The 14,513-nt window shown below is 61.2% G+C and carries 19 protein-coding genes; 9 read left to right on the forward strand and 10 right to left on the reverse strand.

The genetic code is table 11. The annotated features are described in order from the left end of the window. The first annotated feature begins 8 nt into the window (after positions 1 to 8). The 4 genes from KQ933_RS08520 (at position 9) to KQ933_RS08535 (ending at position 3,013) form a co-directional block, all read left to right on the forward strand. The gene (locus KQ933_RS08520; RefSeq protein ID WP_216758365.1) at positions 9 to 890 is read left to right on the forward strand and encodes a LysR family transcriptional regulator; all 882 of its coding nucleotides are present in this window, start codon (positions 9 to 11) and stop codon (positions 888 to 890) included. Positions 891 to 1,016: 126 nt separating this feature from the next. After that, a complete protein-coding gene (locus tag KQ933_RS08525) occupies positions 1,017 to 2,573 on the forward strand; it encodes an acetolactate synthase large subunit (protein ID WP_216758366.1) in 1,557 nt (518 codons plus the stop codon). A gap of 65 nt (positions 2,574 to 2,638) precedes the next feature. Continuing rightward, complete coding sequence (locus tag KQ933_RS08530; protein ID WP_216758367.1) at positions 2,639 to 2,788, forward strand: hypothetical protein; 150 nt, start codon at positions 2,639 to 2,641, stop codon at positions 2,786 to 2,788. A gap of 75 nt (positions 2,789 to 2,863) precedes the next feature. Beyond that, a complete protein-coding gene (locus KQ933_RS08535) occupies positions 2,864 to 3,013 on the forward strand; it encodes a hypothetical protein (protein ID WP_113308362.1) in 150 nt (49 codons plus the stop codon). 103 nt (positions 3,014 to 3,116) lie between these two features. Here KQ933_RS08535 and KQ933_RS08540 read toward each other — a convergent pair whose 3' ends face one another. After that, positions 3,117 to 3,413 carry a hypothetical protein gene (locus KQ933_RS08540; RefSeq protein WP_216758368.1) on the reverse strand — a complete coding sequence of 99 codons (297 nt, stop codon included), beginning with the start codon at positions 3,411 to 3,413 and terminating at the stop codon, positions 3,117 to 3,119. Between the two features lie 466 nt (positions 3,414 to 3,879). On the opposite strand from KQ933_RS08540, the gene KQ933_RS08545 reads away from it, so the two are divergent. The 4 genes from KQ933_RS08545 to KQ933_RS08560 all read left to right on the forward strand — a co-directional run bounded on the left by KQ933_RS08545 (position 3,880) and on the right by KQ933_RS08560 (position 6,435). Next, entirely contained in the window at positions 3,880 to 4,605 is a 726-nt protein-coding gene (locus tag KQ933_RS08545) for a DUF2092 domain-containing protein (protein ID WP_253958290.1), read from the forward strand. 50 nt (positions 4,606 to 4,655) lie between these two features. Beyond that, positions 4,656 to 4,859: a hypothetical protein gene (locus tag KQ933_RS08550; protein WP_253958321.1), complete on the forward strand. Its 204-nt coding sequence runs from the start codon at positions 4,656 to 4,658 to the stop codon at positions 4,857 to 4,859. A gap of 383 nt (positions 4,860 to 5,242) precedes the next feature. After that, positions 5,243 to 6,034: a hypothetical protein gene (locus KQ933_RS08555; RefSeq protein WP_216758370.1), complete on the forward strand. Its 792-nt coding sequence runs from the start codon at positions 5,243 to 5,245 to the stop codon at positions 6,032 to 6,034. An 11-nt stretch (positions 6,035 to 6,045) separates the two neighbouring features. Beyond that, on the forward strand, positions 6,046 to 6,435 hold the full coding sequence (locus KQ933_RS08560) for a YkvA family protein (protein WP_216758371.1): 390 nt from the start codon (positions 6,046 to 6,048) through the stop codon (positions 6,433 to 6,435). Positions 6,436 to 6,542: 107 nt separating this feature from the next. On the opposite strand, the gene KQ933_RS08565 is transcribed toward KQ933_RS08560, so the two are convergent. The 4 genes from KQ933_RS08565 to cax form a co-directional block, all read right to left on the reverse strand. Continuing rightward, complete coding sequence (locus KQ933_RS08565) at positions 6,543 to 7,079, reverse strand: 2'-5' RNA ligase family protein (protein WP_216758372.1); 537 nt, start codon at positions 7,077 to 7,079, stop codon at positions 6,543 to 6,545. A gap of 42 nt (positions 7,080 to 7,121) precedes the next feature. After that, positions 7,122 to 7,436: a GFA family protein gene (locus tag KQ933_RS08570; RefSeq protein ID WP_253958291.1), complete on the reverse strand. Its 315-nt coding sequence runs from the start codon at positions 7,434 to 7,436 to the stop codon at positions 7,122 to 7,124. Between the two features lie 58 nt (positions 7,437 to 7,494). Beyond that, the gene (locus KQ933_RS08575; RefSeq protein WP_216758846.1) at positions 7,495 to 7,833 is read right to left on the reverse strand and encodes a potassium channel family protein; all 339 of its coding nucleotides are present in this window, start codon (positions 7,831 to 7,833) and stop codon (positions 7,495 to 7,497) included. 124 nt (positions 7,834 to 7,957) lie between these two features. Then, positions 7,958 to 9,103, reverse strand: coding sequence for a calcium/proton exchanger (cax, locus tag KQ933_RS08580; RefSeq protein ID WP_216758373.1), 1,146 nt, complete (start codon positions 9,101 to 9,103; stop codon positions 7,958 to 7,960). 270 nt (positions 9,104 to 9,373) lie between these two features. Between cax and KQ933_RS08585 the strand changes: the two genes are divergently transcribed. Then, a complete protein-coding gene (locus KQ933_RS08585; protein ID WP_216758374.1) occupies positions 9,374 to 9,772 on the forward strand; it encodes a cupin domain-containing protein in 399 nt (132 codons plus the stop codon). 53 nt (positions 9,773 to 9,825) lie between these two features. Here the strand turns inward: KQ933_RS08585 and KQ933_RS08590 are convergent, their stop codons facing one another. The 5 genes from KQ933_RS08590 to KQ933_RS08610 are packed head-to-tail and all read right to left on the reverse strand — an operon-like array spanning position 9,826 to position 14,461. After that, positions 9,826 to 10,686, reverse strand: coding sequence for a glycerophosphodiester phosphodiesterase family protein (locus KQ933_RS08590; RefSeq protein WP_216758375.1), 861 nt, complete (start codon positions 10,684 to 10,686; stop codon positions 9,826 to 9,828). A 16-nt stretch (positions 10,687 to 10,702) separates the two neighbouring features. Continuing rightward, positions 10,703 to 11,533: a glycerophosphodiester phosphodiesterase family protein gene (locus KQ933_RS08595; protein WP_216758376.1), complete on the reverse strand. Its 831-nt coding sequence runs from the start codon at positions 11,531 to 11,533 to the stop codon at positions 10,703 to 10,705. Between the two features lie 11 nt (positions 11,534 to 11,544). Beyond that, complete coding sequence (locus KQ933_RS08600) at positions 11,545 to 12,642, reverse strand: ABC transporter ATP-binding protein (RefSeq protein ID WP_216758377.1); 1,098 nt, start codon at positions 12,640 to 12,642, stop codon at positions 11,545 to 11,547. 1 nt (position 12,643) lies between these two features. After that, entirely contained in the window at positions 12,644 to 13,561 is a 918-nt protein-coding gene (locus KQ933_RS08605; protein WP_216758378.1) for a carbohydrate ABC transporter permease, read from the reverse strand. A gap of 9 nt (positions 13,562 to 13,570) precedes the next feature. Then, positions 13,571 to 14,461 (reverse strand): carbohydrate ABC transporter permease, encoded by an 891-nt coding sequence (locus KQ933_RS08610; RefSeq protein ID WP_216758379.1) that lies wholly within the window; start codon positions 14,459 to 14,461, stop codon positions 13,571 to 13,573. Positions 14,462 to 14,513: the final 52 nt, after the last annotated feature.

Consider the following 14,513-nt stretch of genomic DNA (forward strand, 5'->3'; position numbering starts at 1 on the left):
GTGGCAAAATGCGTTTTGATCTGACCGACCTTCGCCTCTTCCTGGCCGTCGTCGATGCCGGCAGCATCACCCATGGAGCGGCAGATGCGGGGCTCTCGCTTGCCGCTGCGAGCGAACGGCTGCGCGACATGGAGGCGCTCGGCGAAGTCATCCTGCTGGAACGCGGCCGGCGCGGCGTCTCGCCAACGGAGGCCGGGGAAGCGCTCGCCCACCATGCCCGCGTGATTCTCGGCCAGATCAGGCGGATGCGTGGCGAACTCGGCGAATATGCGCGGGGGCTGCGCTCGACGATCAGCATTCTCGCCAACACGGCTGCCATATCGGAACATCTGCCTGAACGGCTCGCATCCTGGATGGCCGCCAACCCGCAGGTGGATCTGCAACTGAAGGAACGGCAGAGCGTCGAGATTGCCAGAAGCGTGGCGGCGGGTCATGCCGAGATCGGCATCCTCTCTGCTGCGGCGGATATGGCCGGGCTGGCGGTGAGACCTTTCGCCATGGACCGGCTCGTCGCCGTTGTCAGCAAAGGCCATCCTCTGGCCCGAGAGAGCAGCGTCAGTTTCACCGACCTCGTCGATGAGCATTTCATCGGTCTCGCCGGCGGCGCCCTGCAGGATCATATCGATGCGCAGGCGGGCCGTATCGGCATCAGGCTGAAGACCCGCGTGCGGCTGCGCGATTTCGGGGCCATCTGCCGGCTGGCGGGTGCCGATATCGGTATCGGCATCGTGCCTGAAACGGCCGCCCGCCGCGCCGGGCGATCATCCGGGATTGTCGTTCTCCGCCTCTCGGATGACTGGGCCACGCGCCAATTGCTGGTCTGCACGGCGGAACGGGCGGAATTGTCGGTCCACGCGCGCAGCCTTCTGGACCATCTCGCGCCGGCCTGAAAAAATGTTCATCCAATGCCTGTGAGGAAGGCTTTCCGCTCTGTCACGAAAGCGTGCCGACGCGTTATTCAAGGTTGTGCTTATGTTCTTCCCGTGCAAGGCTGAAGTAAGCGGGAGGGAACTGCCATGAATGGTGCGGACAGCCTGTGTGATACGCTCCTGGCAAACGATGTCAGGGTGTGCTTTGCCAATCCCGGCACGTCGGAAATGCATTTCGTGGCCGCCCTCGACCGCAAGCCCGAAATGCGCTGCGTTCTCGGTCTCTCCGAGGGCGTGGTGACGGGCGCGGCCGATGGTTATGCGCGCATGACCGATCACCCGGCGGCGACATTGCTGCACACCGGGCCGGGGCTCGCCAATGGCCTTGCCAATCTCCACAATGCCCGCCGCGCCAGAGTACCTGTCATCAACATCGTCGGCGATCATGCCTCCTATCATCTTCCCCTCGACGCGCCGCTGACATCTGACATCGAGAGCCTGGCGGGCGCGATGTCCAAGTGGGTGCACCGTATCCGCAGCCCGGAAGAAATTGCCGGCGCGACGGAGGCCGCCTACCGTGCCTCAATGTCACCGCCCGGTGTGGCAACGCTCATCCTGCCGGCAGATGCTGCCTGGGGCGATGTCGAGGCGGAGCAGCCGATCAGGCTGTCGCGGCCGGAGCCTCATGCCGTTAACATGGATAGCGTGCGCGAGGTTGCCGCCGCCATCAGAGACACGCCCGGAGAGGCTGGAATTCTGGTCAGCGGTGCGGCTGCCCGCGCCGACTGCCTGGAGATTGCGGGTGCGATTGCAGCCGCCAGGGATGTGCGTCTCTTCAGCGAGATGCAACTGCCGAGGGTCGAACGTGGCCGCGGCCGTGTCGCCGTGACCCGCATCCCCTACCCGATCGACGCCGCCCTGGATCTGCTGGCCGATATCGATGTGCTGGTATTGGTCGGCGCGCCCGAGCCTGTCGCCTTCTTTGCCTATCCGGGTAAGCCTGGACGGCTGGTGCGCAAAGGCTGCAAGGTTCTGACCCTTGCAAGACATGGCGAAGATCTGAAAGGCGGGCTGGAAGCACTCAGGGACGAACTCGGCGTCAGGCCGTCGCAGCCTCTGCCGAGGGCAAGTTCCGCTTCCGACGACTACATCGTTCCTTTCGGGCATCTGACCGAAGATGCGATCGCCGTGATGGTGGCGGAAAGACTTCCCGACAATGCCATCGTCTGCGACGAAGGGATCACCTCGGCCCGCCGCTTCTTCGAACTTTCAGCCGGCTCGGCGCCGCACGACTACCTGATGAACACTGGCGGCTCGATAGGCTGTGGCATACCGCTTGCGACGGGTGCCGCAATCGCCTGTCCCGACCGGAAGGTCATCAATCTGCAGGCAGATGGCAGCGCCATGTACACGGTGCAGGGCCTGTGGACGCAGGCGCGTGAAAATCTCGACGTGGTGACGATCATCTTCGCCAACCGCGCCTATGCCGTGCTTCATGCCGAGATGCGCAATGTCGGCGTCAACGGAATTGGCGAAAACGCCCGCCGGATGATGGACCTCGATCACCCCGCCTGGGACTGGGTATTGATCGCCAAGGGCATGGGCGTCGATGCCGCAGGTGCACACAGCTGCGAGCAATTTGCCGATCTCTTCGACAGCGCCCTCAGGCGCCGCGGGCCGTTTCTGATCGAAGCGATCATCTGATTGCGACGACGAACGCGGTTGAAGCCCTGCCCCGCTCGCTGTGGCGGGAAAGCCTGGGTCGGGTGATGAGCGCCAGCGCCGCCGATCTCCTGACCGAGCTTTACGAGGTTCACAGCCGGGGCGGCCTCATCGACGTCGAGCCGAATACGCCCGATGTCCGCAGAGATTCCACCGAGCTGATCGACGCGCTCAGGCCCATTGTCGCCGTGCGGTGACCTTGAGAAAGATCGTCCTGCCAAGCCGGAACCGGATAAGGCTGCGGGGATTTACCCTCAGCACAGGAGGTTCAGATGATCCGCAAACTGAAGTCAGGTGAATATCGTCTCTATTCCCGCAAACCCGATGCGAAGACGCACAAGCGCAAGAACCTTGGCACCTTCAAGACCCGGGAAGCGGCTGAAAAGCATGAGCGCGAGGTGCAGTATTTCAAGCATCACTAGAGCATTCCAGCAGCAAGGTGTGGAGCGGATGCACGGCCCGCTTGAACAGCAATAGTGCCGTCGTCGCGACTCCCCAAAGTGTGCTGCAGGAGGATCGGCTTCCTCAGCGGCCGATCGTGCCCTTCGGATCCTCCTGATAAGGTTCGCGGCGATTGGGATCGCTGTAATAAGTCCGGTAGCCGCCGCTCGAATAGGTCTCTCGATAGGTGCCATTGAGCTGCTGATGCGTCTGTGAATAGAGATCTCCGTTTCGGTACGTATTGTAGCCGCCACCGAGATTTTGCTCTCTGATATAGGTATTGCCTGAACTGTCGGTAGAACACGGAGCCGAAACCAGATCGCAGGAAGCAGATGCATTCCCGGCGACCAGCAAGAAAATCCCAAACAAAACCGCCTTCATGCAAACTCCTTTTTCGCGAAAATCGGCGTCGCGCGCGAGAGCAATGTAACGTGACGGCGAAAAAGAACAAACAGAAAACATTTACGCCTGTCCCGGCAACATATTTCAGCATGGCGCCAGGCTGAGTTTCTTCTGCTCCCGGCACTCGACCCAGGATATCGCAAAATAGGCGCAAAGCGCTGACGACCTTGATCTGCGTCAATGACGATGATATCGGGCAGATGAATATATTAGAAAATACTTATTTTAATTCCGGTTAGTGCGATATTCTTCGCTGAGGAGCGGCCCAGCTTCGGGGCGTAGGTACTGACGCCTGGGGTGAAGGTGTAATTGGGCTATTCCTTTAAAGGGGGGGATGATGCGATATTGCAATGGCATCACAGATAGGCCTTTTCTCGCACAGTTCCTGGGGTTGCGGACGGCTCGCAGGGCAATCATAGCCTTTGCCTTGGCAAGCGTTGCAGTCGTGCCGTCGTTTGCGAACGGCGGCAAAACCGATCCCAAGGCCATTCTCAAGTCGATGTCGGACTATCTGGCAAGACAGTCGGCGATCTCGGCGAAGTTCAACTCGAGCATCGAGGTGATCACGCCGGAACTCGAGAAAATCCAGTTCGACAGTTCGACGACCCTGCAGTTGAAGCGTCCCGACAAACTGAGAGCGGAGCGTGTTGGCGGTTATGCGGCTGTGGAGATGATCTTCGACGGGACCACGCTGACGATCCATGACATCGACAACAAGAAGTATGCGCAGGCGAGCGCCGGTGGGACGATTGACGCCCTGGTCGATCGCATGCGCCACGAGTTCGGCATCGGCGCGCCGGGCGTTGATCTGCTCTTGAGCGATGTCTATGGCGCCTTGAGCGCAGACGTGCTGGCCGCAAAATACATCGGCCAGGGCGTCATCGATGGTGTCGAGTGCGAACACCTCGCCTTCAGGAACAACGAGACCGATTGGCAGCTCTGGGTCAGAACAGGTCCGGAACCGATCCCCTGCAAGATGGTGATCACCAGCAAGACGGTGACCGGCTCGCCGCAATACACGGTCGAGGTCCGGGATTGGAAGCCAGGTGCGGCAATCGGGAATGCGGCGTTTGAATTCAAGGTCGATGGCGCGGGCTCGAAGGTGGACATCAAGGACCTTTCGGCTCTCGACGAGGTGCCGCCTGCCGCGACGGAAGGAGCGCAACAATGAGCATCACGAAAACGATGATCGCTGGCATGGTCGGCCTCAGCGCTCTGGTCATGGCCGACAATGCCTCTTTGTCGAATCTCGAGACCTGGGTCGGCCAGGCTGAGGCGCGTATCGGTCGGCCGGCGACGCCGATGAGCTATGCCGGCGTGGCAAGGCGGACCACACGCCGAGCCGTCGCCGTGGGCGCGGCGGCGTCGACCGGCTGCCGGACCGTCTACGATGCCTACGGCCAAGCGGTGACGACCTGTTATTGAGGCGGCTTGATGCTGCATTGATAGGGCGAATCGAATTGCCTCGAACCCGCCACGCTCACTTTCGCGTTCCTGATATCCTGTATCGCCGCTCGCGCCGATGAGGGGGTGGTGTCGGTTTCTGGCTTCCAGGGCAATATGGCAGCTTCGCAGCCATAGCCCCGGAGCTGGGCTTTTCGCTTCCCATGATTACCTACGCCTATTCGGGAGATGCGGGCAAATGCGAACAGAACGGATACCGACTGTGGCAATCAAGCCACGTCCGCCGGCAACCGCAAATATTAGCAGTCGAAAATATTTTGAAAAATCTGAGGCCTCGATCATGATCGAGGCTATCAGGGCGGGATTCGGCATTCATCGCGCGCTGAACATTTGTGGGGGAACCAATGAGATCTTCTGTCATTCGAACTCTGGTCTGCATCGGAATCTGTTTCATCACCGGCAGCACCCTCGCCGCGGACATCCAATCCCCGATGACGCCGGAGGTGCAGCCGATAAAGACCGAAAGTGGCTGGACCTTTGCATTCGTGCCTTATTTCTGGGCGGCAGGACTGTCGGGTGACATTGCCCAGTTCGGACTGCCGGAAGCTCATGTCGATGCCAGCTTCAGCGACATCCTCGACCACTTCGATTTCGGTGCGATGGCGATGGGGGAAGCCCGTTACGGGCCGTACAGCATCTTCGGCGATGCAATCTATTTGAAGATATCAGGTCAGTCGGGCACGCCGAGGGGGATTTTGGCGACTGGCGTCGAACTCTCGTCCGAAACCTTCGCAGGCTTGCTTGGTGCCGGTTACTCGGTCTACGAGGACAATGCAGCGCGGCTCGACATTGTCGGCGGCGCGCGCGTGTGGTCCGTCAAAAGCGAACTGTCCTTCAGCGGCGGCGTTCTCGACGGACGTTCTGCCACCGATGAGGCAACCTGGGTCGATGGCATGGCCGGTTTCAAGGGGACCTATTCCATCACCCCGGAAATCTACCTGACCGGCTGGGGGCTTGTCGGTGCCGGCGGTGCCGACATCGATTGGGACGTCGCCGCGGCGATCGGCTACAACTTCAACGATACCGTCTCGGCGCTTGCCGGTTACCGCGCACTCGGGGTCGACTACAGCAACGACGGATTCGTCTTCGACGTGGTCCAGCAGGGACCGATGCTTGGGCTCAAGGTGAAGTTCTAAGCCGCGCAAGAATGAGCGAATGGCTGAAAGCGACAAGACAATGGGCGCGATCCGTGAAACGCGATGTGGTCGCACTCTGGATTGCCGCGCGCGACAGCCGCACGCCTGTTGTGGCCAAGATCGTCGCCGGTGCGGTTGCTGCCTACGCGCTTTCGCCCGTCGATCTCATCCCGGATTTCGTGCCTGTGCTCGGCTATCTCGATGATCTCATCATCGTCCCGTTCGGCATTCTCATCGCCATCCGCCTCATTCCGGAGCCGCTGATGGCGGAATTCCGGGACATGGCCACCCAACGGGCGCAGCGCCCGGTCAGCCGTTCGGGGCTTATCGCGATCATCATCATCTGGCTGATCGCCGCGGCCCTCTGCATCTGGTCTGCACGGAACCTGTTTCTTCGCTGAGCCGAAACCCATCTACTCCCGCATGAAGGCGCCGCGCAGCCAGTCTAGGAAATGGCTTGCCGCCGGCGAGAGCGCCCTTCTGGCGCGCGTAATCGCTGACGAGGAAATCAGGCCGGCAATTGCCGATGCCATAAGAGCTCGACCGGATGGAAGGCAACCAGTGAGATCCGGTGCAGGCTTGCGCTCATCGGCTGCCAGAGGCCCATCGCCCCGCTGATTGCCGCTCCTGCCTCCTCCGGGGTCAATTGTTCCCCGAGCGTCACATGCGGCACCCAGTTTCCGGGTAGATAATAGGGCCAGCACGCCGCCCCAGCCGAGTCGACGGCCGCGTGGAAATCCCGATGCAGGGCAAGCAACTCAGCGGAGACGACGGGCGCTGCGAAGAGGACGGGTGCCGGTCCGGGAAAGAGACCAACACTGGAAAGCCTGACGACAGGCGCGCGCATGCCGTCGCTGAACCGGTCGAGCGCTCTGAAAAGAGGCTCGGGGTCGAGCCCGTCGTAGACGGCAAGCGATATATGCGGCTCGATGTTCAGCCGACGCGGGGTCCTGGCATTGGGCGAAATACGCTCAACATGCTCAACGATCGGCTGAAGTTCTGCGGTGCTGTACGGGTCCAACTCCAAATATACGGCAAAGGGCAAGACGTCACCTGCATGTTGGCAGTAGCTTCGGTGACGCCATTATCAGGGCAATCGGAGCCGTGCCGCAAGCGGGTACCGCCGGCATCTTCGCATTCCCCACACTGGGGGCATCTTCTCGAATTTCAGCACGGCCGGATCGAGGTGCTCCCGGGCATATCCGGCTGCGGTCCAGGACACCAGTTGCGGCTGATAGCGGCTTGGGTCGTCGAGGCTTGCCGGCGTGACAATGAAGACCTCGGGCATATCGGCGAACGTCATGTAGACGGCCGAACCGCATGTCGGGCAGAAGCCGCGCTGCTTGACGATTCCGCCCTTGCCGACCGTTTGCCACGAGGATGCCGCTCCCTCGACCTTCACCTCCACTACCACGAAAGTCAGACGCGATTGATGCCCGGTGTCGCTGGAGCGTTACTCCCTATGATCTGATATCGGTGAGATCATCCCGTTCGGTTCGGGTGCGGCCCGCCGCATCGAGCGCCTGCACACTGACGGCGGCAACAAGGCCGGTTAGTATGATGCCGCAAAGGCCGATCGGCACGAATAGGATGCGTGCTATCGTACTCTTCGGCGCAAGATCGCCGTAGCCGATCGTCAGGCCGGTGACGAAGGTGAAATACAGGCTCTCACCGATGCCCCAGCCCTCGATCCAGCCGACAACGGCGCCTGCTCCGACCATGACGATCAGCACGCCGGAAAAAATCGGCCAGAGGATGCGGATCTGGTTGAAAAGCGCCGCGAAGAACAGCCGTCTCATCCATGTACTCGATTGAAATGTCGTGCCGACTTTTGTCGTCATGTCCCTGCCATTCCCCTCCTGCAATCCATAGGGCCAATCCATCACGCACGCGTTCCCGGCCGCCATTTTGCGGGTTGAATGATCAGGACGGACTTGCCGGCGGCAGGACGAACAGGGTGAAAGCGAAAATCCCGTAAAGTGCCAGAGCCATGACCCCCGCATACCAGGCGCCGCGTCCGCCATTGGACAAGAGCGTGGCGGCGAGCGTGGCAACGATCATCATTGTCACCGCGCCGCGCCAGAATTGCAGCGTCATCGGTTCCGGGCCGATGAAATAGCTGACCACCACCAGGAGAGGCGCGACGAAGAGCGCAATCTGGGCAGCACTGCCGAGCGCAATGCCGACGCTGAGATCCAGCCGATCGGCACGCGCCGCGGAAAAGGCCGTCGTCATTTCCGCGGCCGCGCCCACCAGCGCCACGACGATGAAACCGACAAAGGCCGGCGTCATGCCGAGATGTTCGGCGGCAACCTGCACCGATCCGACGAAGATCTCGCTGACCAGCGCCACCAGCAGCGTCACGACGACGAGCAGGACGAGAGCCAGCGTCATCGGCCAGTGTTTCTCCTCTTCGCCGCCATGGCTGACGCTGGCGAAAAGTTCCTTGTGCGTGCGCAGCGAAAAGAACATGCCGAGTGCGTAGACGACGATGAGCAGGACCGAAAGCCCGAGGCTCAGCGTCTGCGACACCTCGGGTGCCGGCGGCTGATCCGCTTCGCTGAGCAGCGACGGCACAAGAACCGCGATCGTTGCCAGGAACAGCATGCAGGCCTGAAAGCGCGCATTGACCCTGTTGAATTCCTGAATGTGATGCTTGAGCCCGCCGAGCAGGAAGGAGCCGCCCAGCATGAACAGCGTATTGGTAACGATCGCGCCCGCTATTGACGCCTTGACCAGCAGATATTGCCCCGCCTGCAGCGCCGCCAGCGAAATGACGAGTTCGGTCAGGTTCCCAAGCGTGGCATTGAGCAGTCCGCCGACCGCGTCTCCGGTCTTCGCGGCGACTGCCTCGGTTGCCCGGCTCAGGAGAGCGGCAAGAGGTATGATCGCCACGACCGATAGCAGGAACAGCAGCGTGTGCGAGTCGGGCATAAGCCGCTCCAGCACCAGCACCACAGGCACGAAAACAATGAGCGCGAGAAGGGGCGATTGACGGACCTCGTCCACAATGGCCCTTCCCACGGAAGAAGACGGCGTAACTGAAGGCCCTTCCGCAAGCTTGCCCATGCCTCATCCCCCACAAGACGAGCAACCAACATATAATTTTACCACCGTCTCCGGTCGTTGTCGCGGCATTCCTGCACCCGACCCATTGGCTGCGCATGCCTGGCCGCCAAGGGCGCTGGCCGGAGAATACGGCTTCGATCCCTCACCGGTCGCGCAGATACATGGCGATACAAAAAGCCCTGATGGCGGAAACATTTCCAATTCATCCCTCTGCTCAAATGACCCTGTCGCCCGATCATGGGGGCAAGCAACTGACGGAAGGATATGCAAATGAACGCGATCAAGATCATGGCAATGAGCGCCCTGCTCGCCACCGGCGCTATGCAACTGACGCCTGCCTATGCCGACCAACCGATAGAGCGCACCGACCTCGTCCATGCTGATATCGACGTGCCCGGCCACCAGGCCGCCCAGGTCCGCGTCGATTTCGCCCCCGGCGCCTTTGCGCAGAAGCACCAGCATCCGGGCGAAGAGATCGCCTATGTCATCGAAGGTTCGTTGGAGTATGAGCTCGATGGCCGGAAACCGGTGACACTCAAGGCCGGCCAGTCGCTCTTCATCCCCTCGGGCATTGCCCATTCGGCAAGGAACGTCGGCATTGGCAAGGCCTCGGAACTGGCGACCTATATCGTCACCAAGGGGTCACCGCTCGTTGTGCCGGTGAAATAACCCGACGCTGGCCACCTCGTCTTGCGGCGGATGGCCCGCGTATCGGCAGAGGATCAACCCGCGACGTGGGCTTTAGCCGGCTTCCGTGCCGATTTCCGGGCCTCGATATAGTGCCGCAGGGCAGCCGGCTCGTCAGTCTGGATAGTGCTGATGCCGGCATCCATCAGGCGGCCCCAGATGGCGTGGGGATCGGCAAGAGCCTTGGGATCGGTCCATTCGCCGCTGGCAGCCATGTCAAGCGTATTGAACCAGATCGCCATATTGGCATCCCTGAAGAGCTGCTGATTGTTTGCGATAGTCTTGAGATCGTCGAAGCGCAACTCGCACATGAAGGGCTTGAGCTCCGAGAGCAGCGCCAGCCTGTCGCCGACATCGCCAGCCGAAAACTGCGCCATCGCCATGAAGGGCACGCCTTCGATAGTCTGGGCGCGCACCCAGTCGATGTCTGCGCGGTTCATTACGACGGTCTTGAGGTCGACGGAAGATGCGACGCCCATCTCGCGGGCGCAGGCCGCCACTTCCGAAAACAACCCGCGATCCTTGAGGTCGAGATCCGCAAAGATGCGGCCGCGAATGGCTTCAAAGGCCTGTTTCAAGGTCGGAATGCGCTGGTCGGTGACGGCGCGATTTTCGCCGCCATTGTCTTCGCGCAGCGTGATCGCCTGCAGTTCGGCCATGGTGAAAGTTTCCGCATCGCGGTCGATGCCGGCCATGCGCGAGAGCGTATCGTCATGCATCAGGAAAAGCTCGCCATCGGCGCTCTTGCGCACGTCGATTTCGACGATATCGGCGCCGACGGCAATGGCGTTCTCGATGGAGGCCAGGCTGTTTTCCGGCGCGCCATGCCAGGCGCCGCGATGGGCGACGATGGCGCAGGAGCGGCTCGGGTCGTTGATGAAGTCTTTGTAGCTCATGGTCTTTCCTTATGTGTCAGCCGCGACGGCTGGCGAGGTATGATTTCAGTGCGACCGGTTCATCGGTCTGGATAAACGAAATGCCGGCCTCGATGAGCCGGCCCCAGATGGCGTCGGGATCCTCAATGGCGGCCGTATCGGTGAAGCCGGCAAAGGCGACGGAATCGAGCGTATTGGCCCATAGTTTCATGTCCGTCTCGCCGATACGGGCATGGAGAGCCGAGATATCGTCGATGTGGTCGAAGCAGACTTCGCAAACGGGTGGTGCGAGTCGGAACAGGAGATCCAGCTCGGCCTTGGCATGCGTAGCGTCGATCCGCGACTTCGCCATGAACAGCACGCCATGCGGGATGACCGTCTCGCGCACCCAGGCAAGATCCTCGGCCGTGCGGAGGCTGCCCCAGAAATCAACCTGGGCCTCGACGCCCATGTTGCAGGCACAGGCGATGACCTCGGGGATGACCGCCCTGTCCTTCACATCGAGATGCACGAAGATGCGATCGCGGGTGAGATCGAACAGTTCTCGCAGGCCAGGCAGTTTCTCGCCGGTCATCTCATTGCCTTCGCTGCCATCGCGGTTTTTCAGCGTGAGACTCGCGAGGCGCTCGGAACTCAGCGCCTCCGCCATCGCATCGATGCCGGCCATGCGCAGTAAGGTCTTGTCATGCAGCAGGAAGAGCCCGCCATCGGCGCTGCGGCGCACGTCGATCTCGACGACATCGCACCCCGCGCGGATCGCCGCTTCGATGGCTGCAAGGCTGTTCTCGGGAGCCTCGCGCCAGATGCCGCGATGCGCCACGACCGCACAGTCCCTTTGGGGTGCGCGCACATAGTCAGTGTAGTTCATGGATAGATCTTTCAATGCTCGGCGAATGCATCCGCAATGGCGCGCCCCGTTTCGCCGTCAAACAGGTGCAACCGGGATCGTGGGAAGGAGAAGGAAAGCTCGGCGGCAGGATCGATATCGGCGCCGAAGGGTGTGGCGATACGAATAGGCGTGCCGGCGAGATCGGCAGCCAGTACCGCATGCGAGCCGAGATCCTCGAAATGCCGCAGCCGGCCTTTGATCGCGCCCCTCGCTTCGATGACAATATCTTCGGGGCGAATGCCGAGCTGGAACTTGCCCGCCTTGTGGTATTCTGCAACCGCCTGTCCGTCTGCCAGGCGCAGCGCCGAACCGTCTGATGTCACAGGCAGGATATTCATCGGCGGCGCGCCGATGAATTTCGCGACGAAGACCGAGGCCGGGCGATGATAGATCGCCTTCGGCGTATCGAACTGCTCGATGCTGCCCCTGTTGAGGATCAGGATTCGGTCGGCGAGCGTCATCGCCTCGACCTGGTCATGGGTCACGAAAACCGTGGTGGCACCGATGCGCCGGTGCAGATCGGCGAGCTCGACGCGCATGTCGTGACGCAACTGCGCATCGAGATTGGAAAGCGGCTCATCGAAGAGCAGCACGCCGGGCTCACGCACGATCGCCCGGCCGATCGCCACACGCTGGCGTTGACCGCCCGAGAGCTGTCCCGGCTTGCGGTCGAGATAGGCAGAAAGCCCGAGCATGTCGGCGACCGCGCCGACCCGCTGCTGGCGCTCGGCCTTCGGAAGACCGGCGACCCGCAGGCTATAGGCCATGTTCTGGAACACAGTCATATGCGGGTAGAGCGCGTAATTCTGGAAGACCATGGCGCAGCCGCGCTGCTTGGGCTCCAGGCCCTGCACCTCGCGATTGCCGAACAGGATCTTGCCGCCGCTGACGGCCTCGAGCCCTGCGATCATCTGCAGCAGCGTGGATTTCCCGCAGCCGGATGGGCCGAGTACGACGGTGAATTCGCCGGCACGCAACTCGACATCGAGCGGCGGGATGACTGTCGATTTCGTGTCGTATGCCTTGGTGACGCCTGCAAGCGTGATGTTGGTGGCCGCGGTGCGGATGGCGGTATCGATGGCGTTCACGTCATTTCTCCGAAAGAACAAGGCCCTGCACGAGGTAGCGCTGCAAAAGCGCAATCATGACAAGGGGAATTAGCGAGACGACCACGACACCGGCCATGATCATCGGGAAGTCCGGAACTTCGCCTTCCATGTCGGGCACAAGCCGCGCCAGGCCGACGACCGCCGTCGTCATCTCGGGCTTGGAGGCAGCCACCAGTGGCCAGAGATACTGCGTCCAACCGCCGAGGAAGGTCAGCACGAAGAGGGCTGCAAAACTGCTGCGCGAGATCGGCAACAGGATATGGAAGAGGAAGCGGATCGGCCCTGCCCCATCCATGCGCGCCGCCTTGAAGAGATCCGATGGCAGCGTGCGGAAGAACTGCCGGAACAGGAAGGTGCCGGTGCCATGCGCAACCAGTGGCGCCACGAGGCCGAAATGCGTGTCGAGCACGCTCAGTTCGAGATGAACCGGCGCACCGAACAGGCTTTCGATCAGCGCATTGGCGCCGGTCAGATCAAGCAGCGTATTCAGTGGTGAAAAGATGTTCGCCGCCACCTGATAGGTGGTGATGACGCGGATATCGATCGGCAGCATGATCGTCGCCAGGATTGCGGCGAAAGCGATACCTGCCCAGCGGATGCGGAAATAGACGAGCGCATAGGCTGTCAGGAACGACAGCGCGCAGGTGAAGAAGGCATCATAAAGCGCCACCAGCATGCTGTTCAGCATCTGGATCGGGATGCGTGTCTCGGTAAAGACGCGCATGACATTGGCGATGAAATGGTCGCCAGGATACCAGGCAAGCCCGTTGCGCAGCAGAAACTCGTAGGGTTGCGAGGCATTGGCGAGCGTCAGGTAGAGCGGTCCGAGAATGAAGATGATACCGACAGCCAGAATGGCGCTGGCGGCGAAATTGAGCGAGCGAGCGTTTTCGATCATGGCTCTCTCCTACCGTTCGTAGTTGACGCTGCGGCCGAGAAGCAGGAATTGCGCAGCGGTGAGAAGGACGACGAAGATCATCAGAATGGCCGTCTGGGTGGAGGCGCCTGACAGGTCGTATCCGCTGAAGCCATCGGTATAGATCTTGTAGACCAGCAGGTTTGTGGAGCCGCCCGGCCCGCCCTTGGTGATCGTATCGATCAGCGCGAAGGCCGAGGTGACGCTTTCGGTAAATTCCAGCACCAGCGTCAGGAAAAGCTGCGGCATGATCAGCGGCAACTGCACGTCGAAGATGCGCCGCCAGGGTCCGGCACCGTCCATGGCCGCCGCCTGAAACATGGTGCGCGGAATGGATTGCAGCCCGGCGAGCAGGATGACGAAATTGAAGGGAATGCCGCCCCAGACATGCGCGATGATGAGTGTGATGAAGGCATCCGTTCCATCGAGACCCGGCGCCCAGGCACCCGGGAAAAAATGGTTGATGGGTGCCAGAATACCGACGAAGGGATTGAAGACGAAGGCGAAGACGACGCCGATCGAAGCGCCCGCCACACCCTTCGGCCAGACCAGCACATTGCGGGCCGTCAGTGACAGCCGGATTTTCCGGTCGGCAGCGACCGCCAGGATCAGTGGCAGAAGCACTGATAGTGACGAGGCGACGACCATGAAGATGACGGTGCGCCAGCCGGCATTCCAGAATTCCGGATCGGCAAGCACACGGCGGAAATTATCCCAGCCGACGAATTCCGACCCGCCGCCGAAGGGCCGCTCCAGAAAGAAGGACCAGTAGAAGGCCTGGATAACCGGTGCGTAGAAGAAGATGAGGATCAAGAGCAGCATGGGGGCGGCCAGCAAAAGCGGCAGCCAGCGATGGCTGAAAAGCGAAGATTCCGACGACATCACGCATGTCCATTTCGAGGAAAGCAGGTGCGGCGACGGGAGCGCCGCACCT

It is taken from the genome of Rhizobium sp. WYJ-E13, from assembly GCF_018987265.1.
Taxonomy (GTDB): Bacteria; Pseudomonadota; Alphaproteobacteria; order Rhizobiales; family Rhizobiaceae; genus Rhizobium.

What these genes read in the sequence shown, in the direction of transcription:
- KQ933_RS08520 (WP_216758365.1), top strand. Translation starts at nt 9, where the DNA reads ATGCGTTTTGATCTGACCGACCTTCGCCTCTTCCTGGCCGTCGTCGAT.
- KQ933_RS08525 (WP_216758366.1), top strand. Translation starts at nt 1,017, where the DNA reads ATGAATGGTGCGGACAGCCTGTGTGATACGCTCCTGGCAAACGATGTC.
- KQ933_RS08530 (WP_216758367.1), top strand. Translation starts at nt 2,639, where the DNA reads ATGAGCGCCAGCGCCGCCGATCTCCTGACCGAGCTTTACGAGGTTCAC.
- KQ933_RS08535 (WP_113308362.1), top strand. Translation starts at nt 2,864, where the DNA reads ATGATCCGCAAACTGAAGTCAGGTGAATATCGTCTCTATTCCCGCAAA.
- KQ933_RS08540 (WP_216758368.1), bottom strand. Translation starts at nt 3,413, where the DNA reads ATGAAGGCGGTTTTGTTTGGGATTTTCTTGCTGGTCGCCGGGAATGCA.
- KQ933_RS08550 (WP_253958321.1), top strand. Translation starts at nt 4,656, where the DNA reads ATGGCCGACAATGCCTCTTTGTCGAATCTCGAGACCTGGGTCGGCCAG.
- KQ933_RS08555 (WP_216758370.1), top strand. Translation starts at nt 5,243, where the DNA reads ATGAGATCTTCTGTCATTCGAACTCTGGTCTGCATCGGAATCTGTTTC.
- KQ933_RS08560 (WP_216758371.1), top strand. Translation starts at nt 6,046, where the DNA reads ATGAGCGAATGGCTGAAAGCGACAAGACAATGGGCGCGATCCGTGAAA.
- KQ933_RS08575 (WP_216758846.1), bottom strand. Translation starts at nt 7,833, where the DNA reads ATGAGACGGCTGTTCTTCGCGGCGCTTTTCAACCAGATCCGCATCCTC.
- cax (WP_216758373.1), bottom strand. Translation starts at nt 9,103, where the DNA reads ATGGGCAAGCTTGCGGAAGGGCCTTCAGTTACGCCGTCTTCTTCCGTG.
- KQ933_RS08585 (WP_216758374.1), top strand. Translation starts at nt 9,374, where the DNA reads ATGAACGCGATCAAGATCATGGCAATGAGCGCCCTGCTCGCCACCGGC.
- KQ933_RS08590 (WP_216758375.1), bottom strand. Translation starts at nt 10,686, where the DNA reads ATGAGCTACAAAGACTTCATCAACGACCCGAGCCGCTCCTGCGCCATC.
- KQ933_RS08595 (WP_216758376.1), bottom strand. Translation starts at nt 11,533, where the DNA reads ATGAACTACACTGACTATGTGCGCGCACCCCAAAGGGACTGTGCGGTC.
- KQ933_RS08605 (WP_216758378.1), bottom strand. Translation starts at nt 13,561, where the DNA reads ATGATCGAAAACGCTCGCTCGCTCAATTTCGCCGCCAGCGCCATTCTG.
- KQ933_RS08610 (WP_216758379.1), bottom strand. Translation starts at nt 14,461, where the DNA reads ATGTCGTCGGAATCTTCGCTTTTCAGCCATCGCTGGCTGCCGCTTTTG.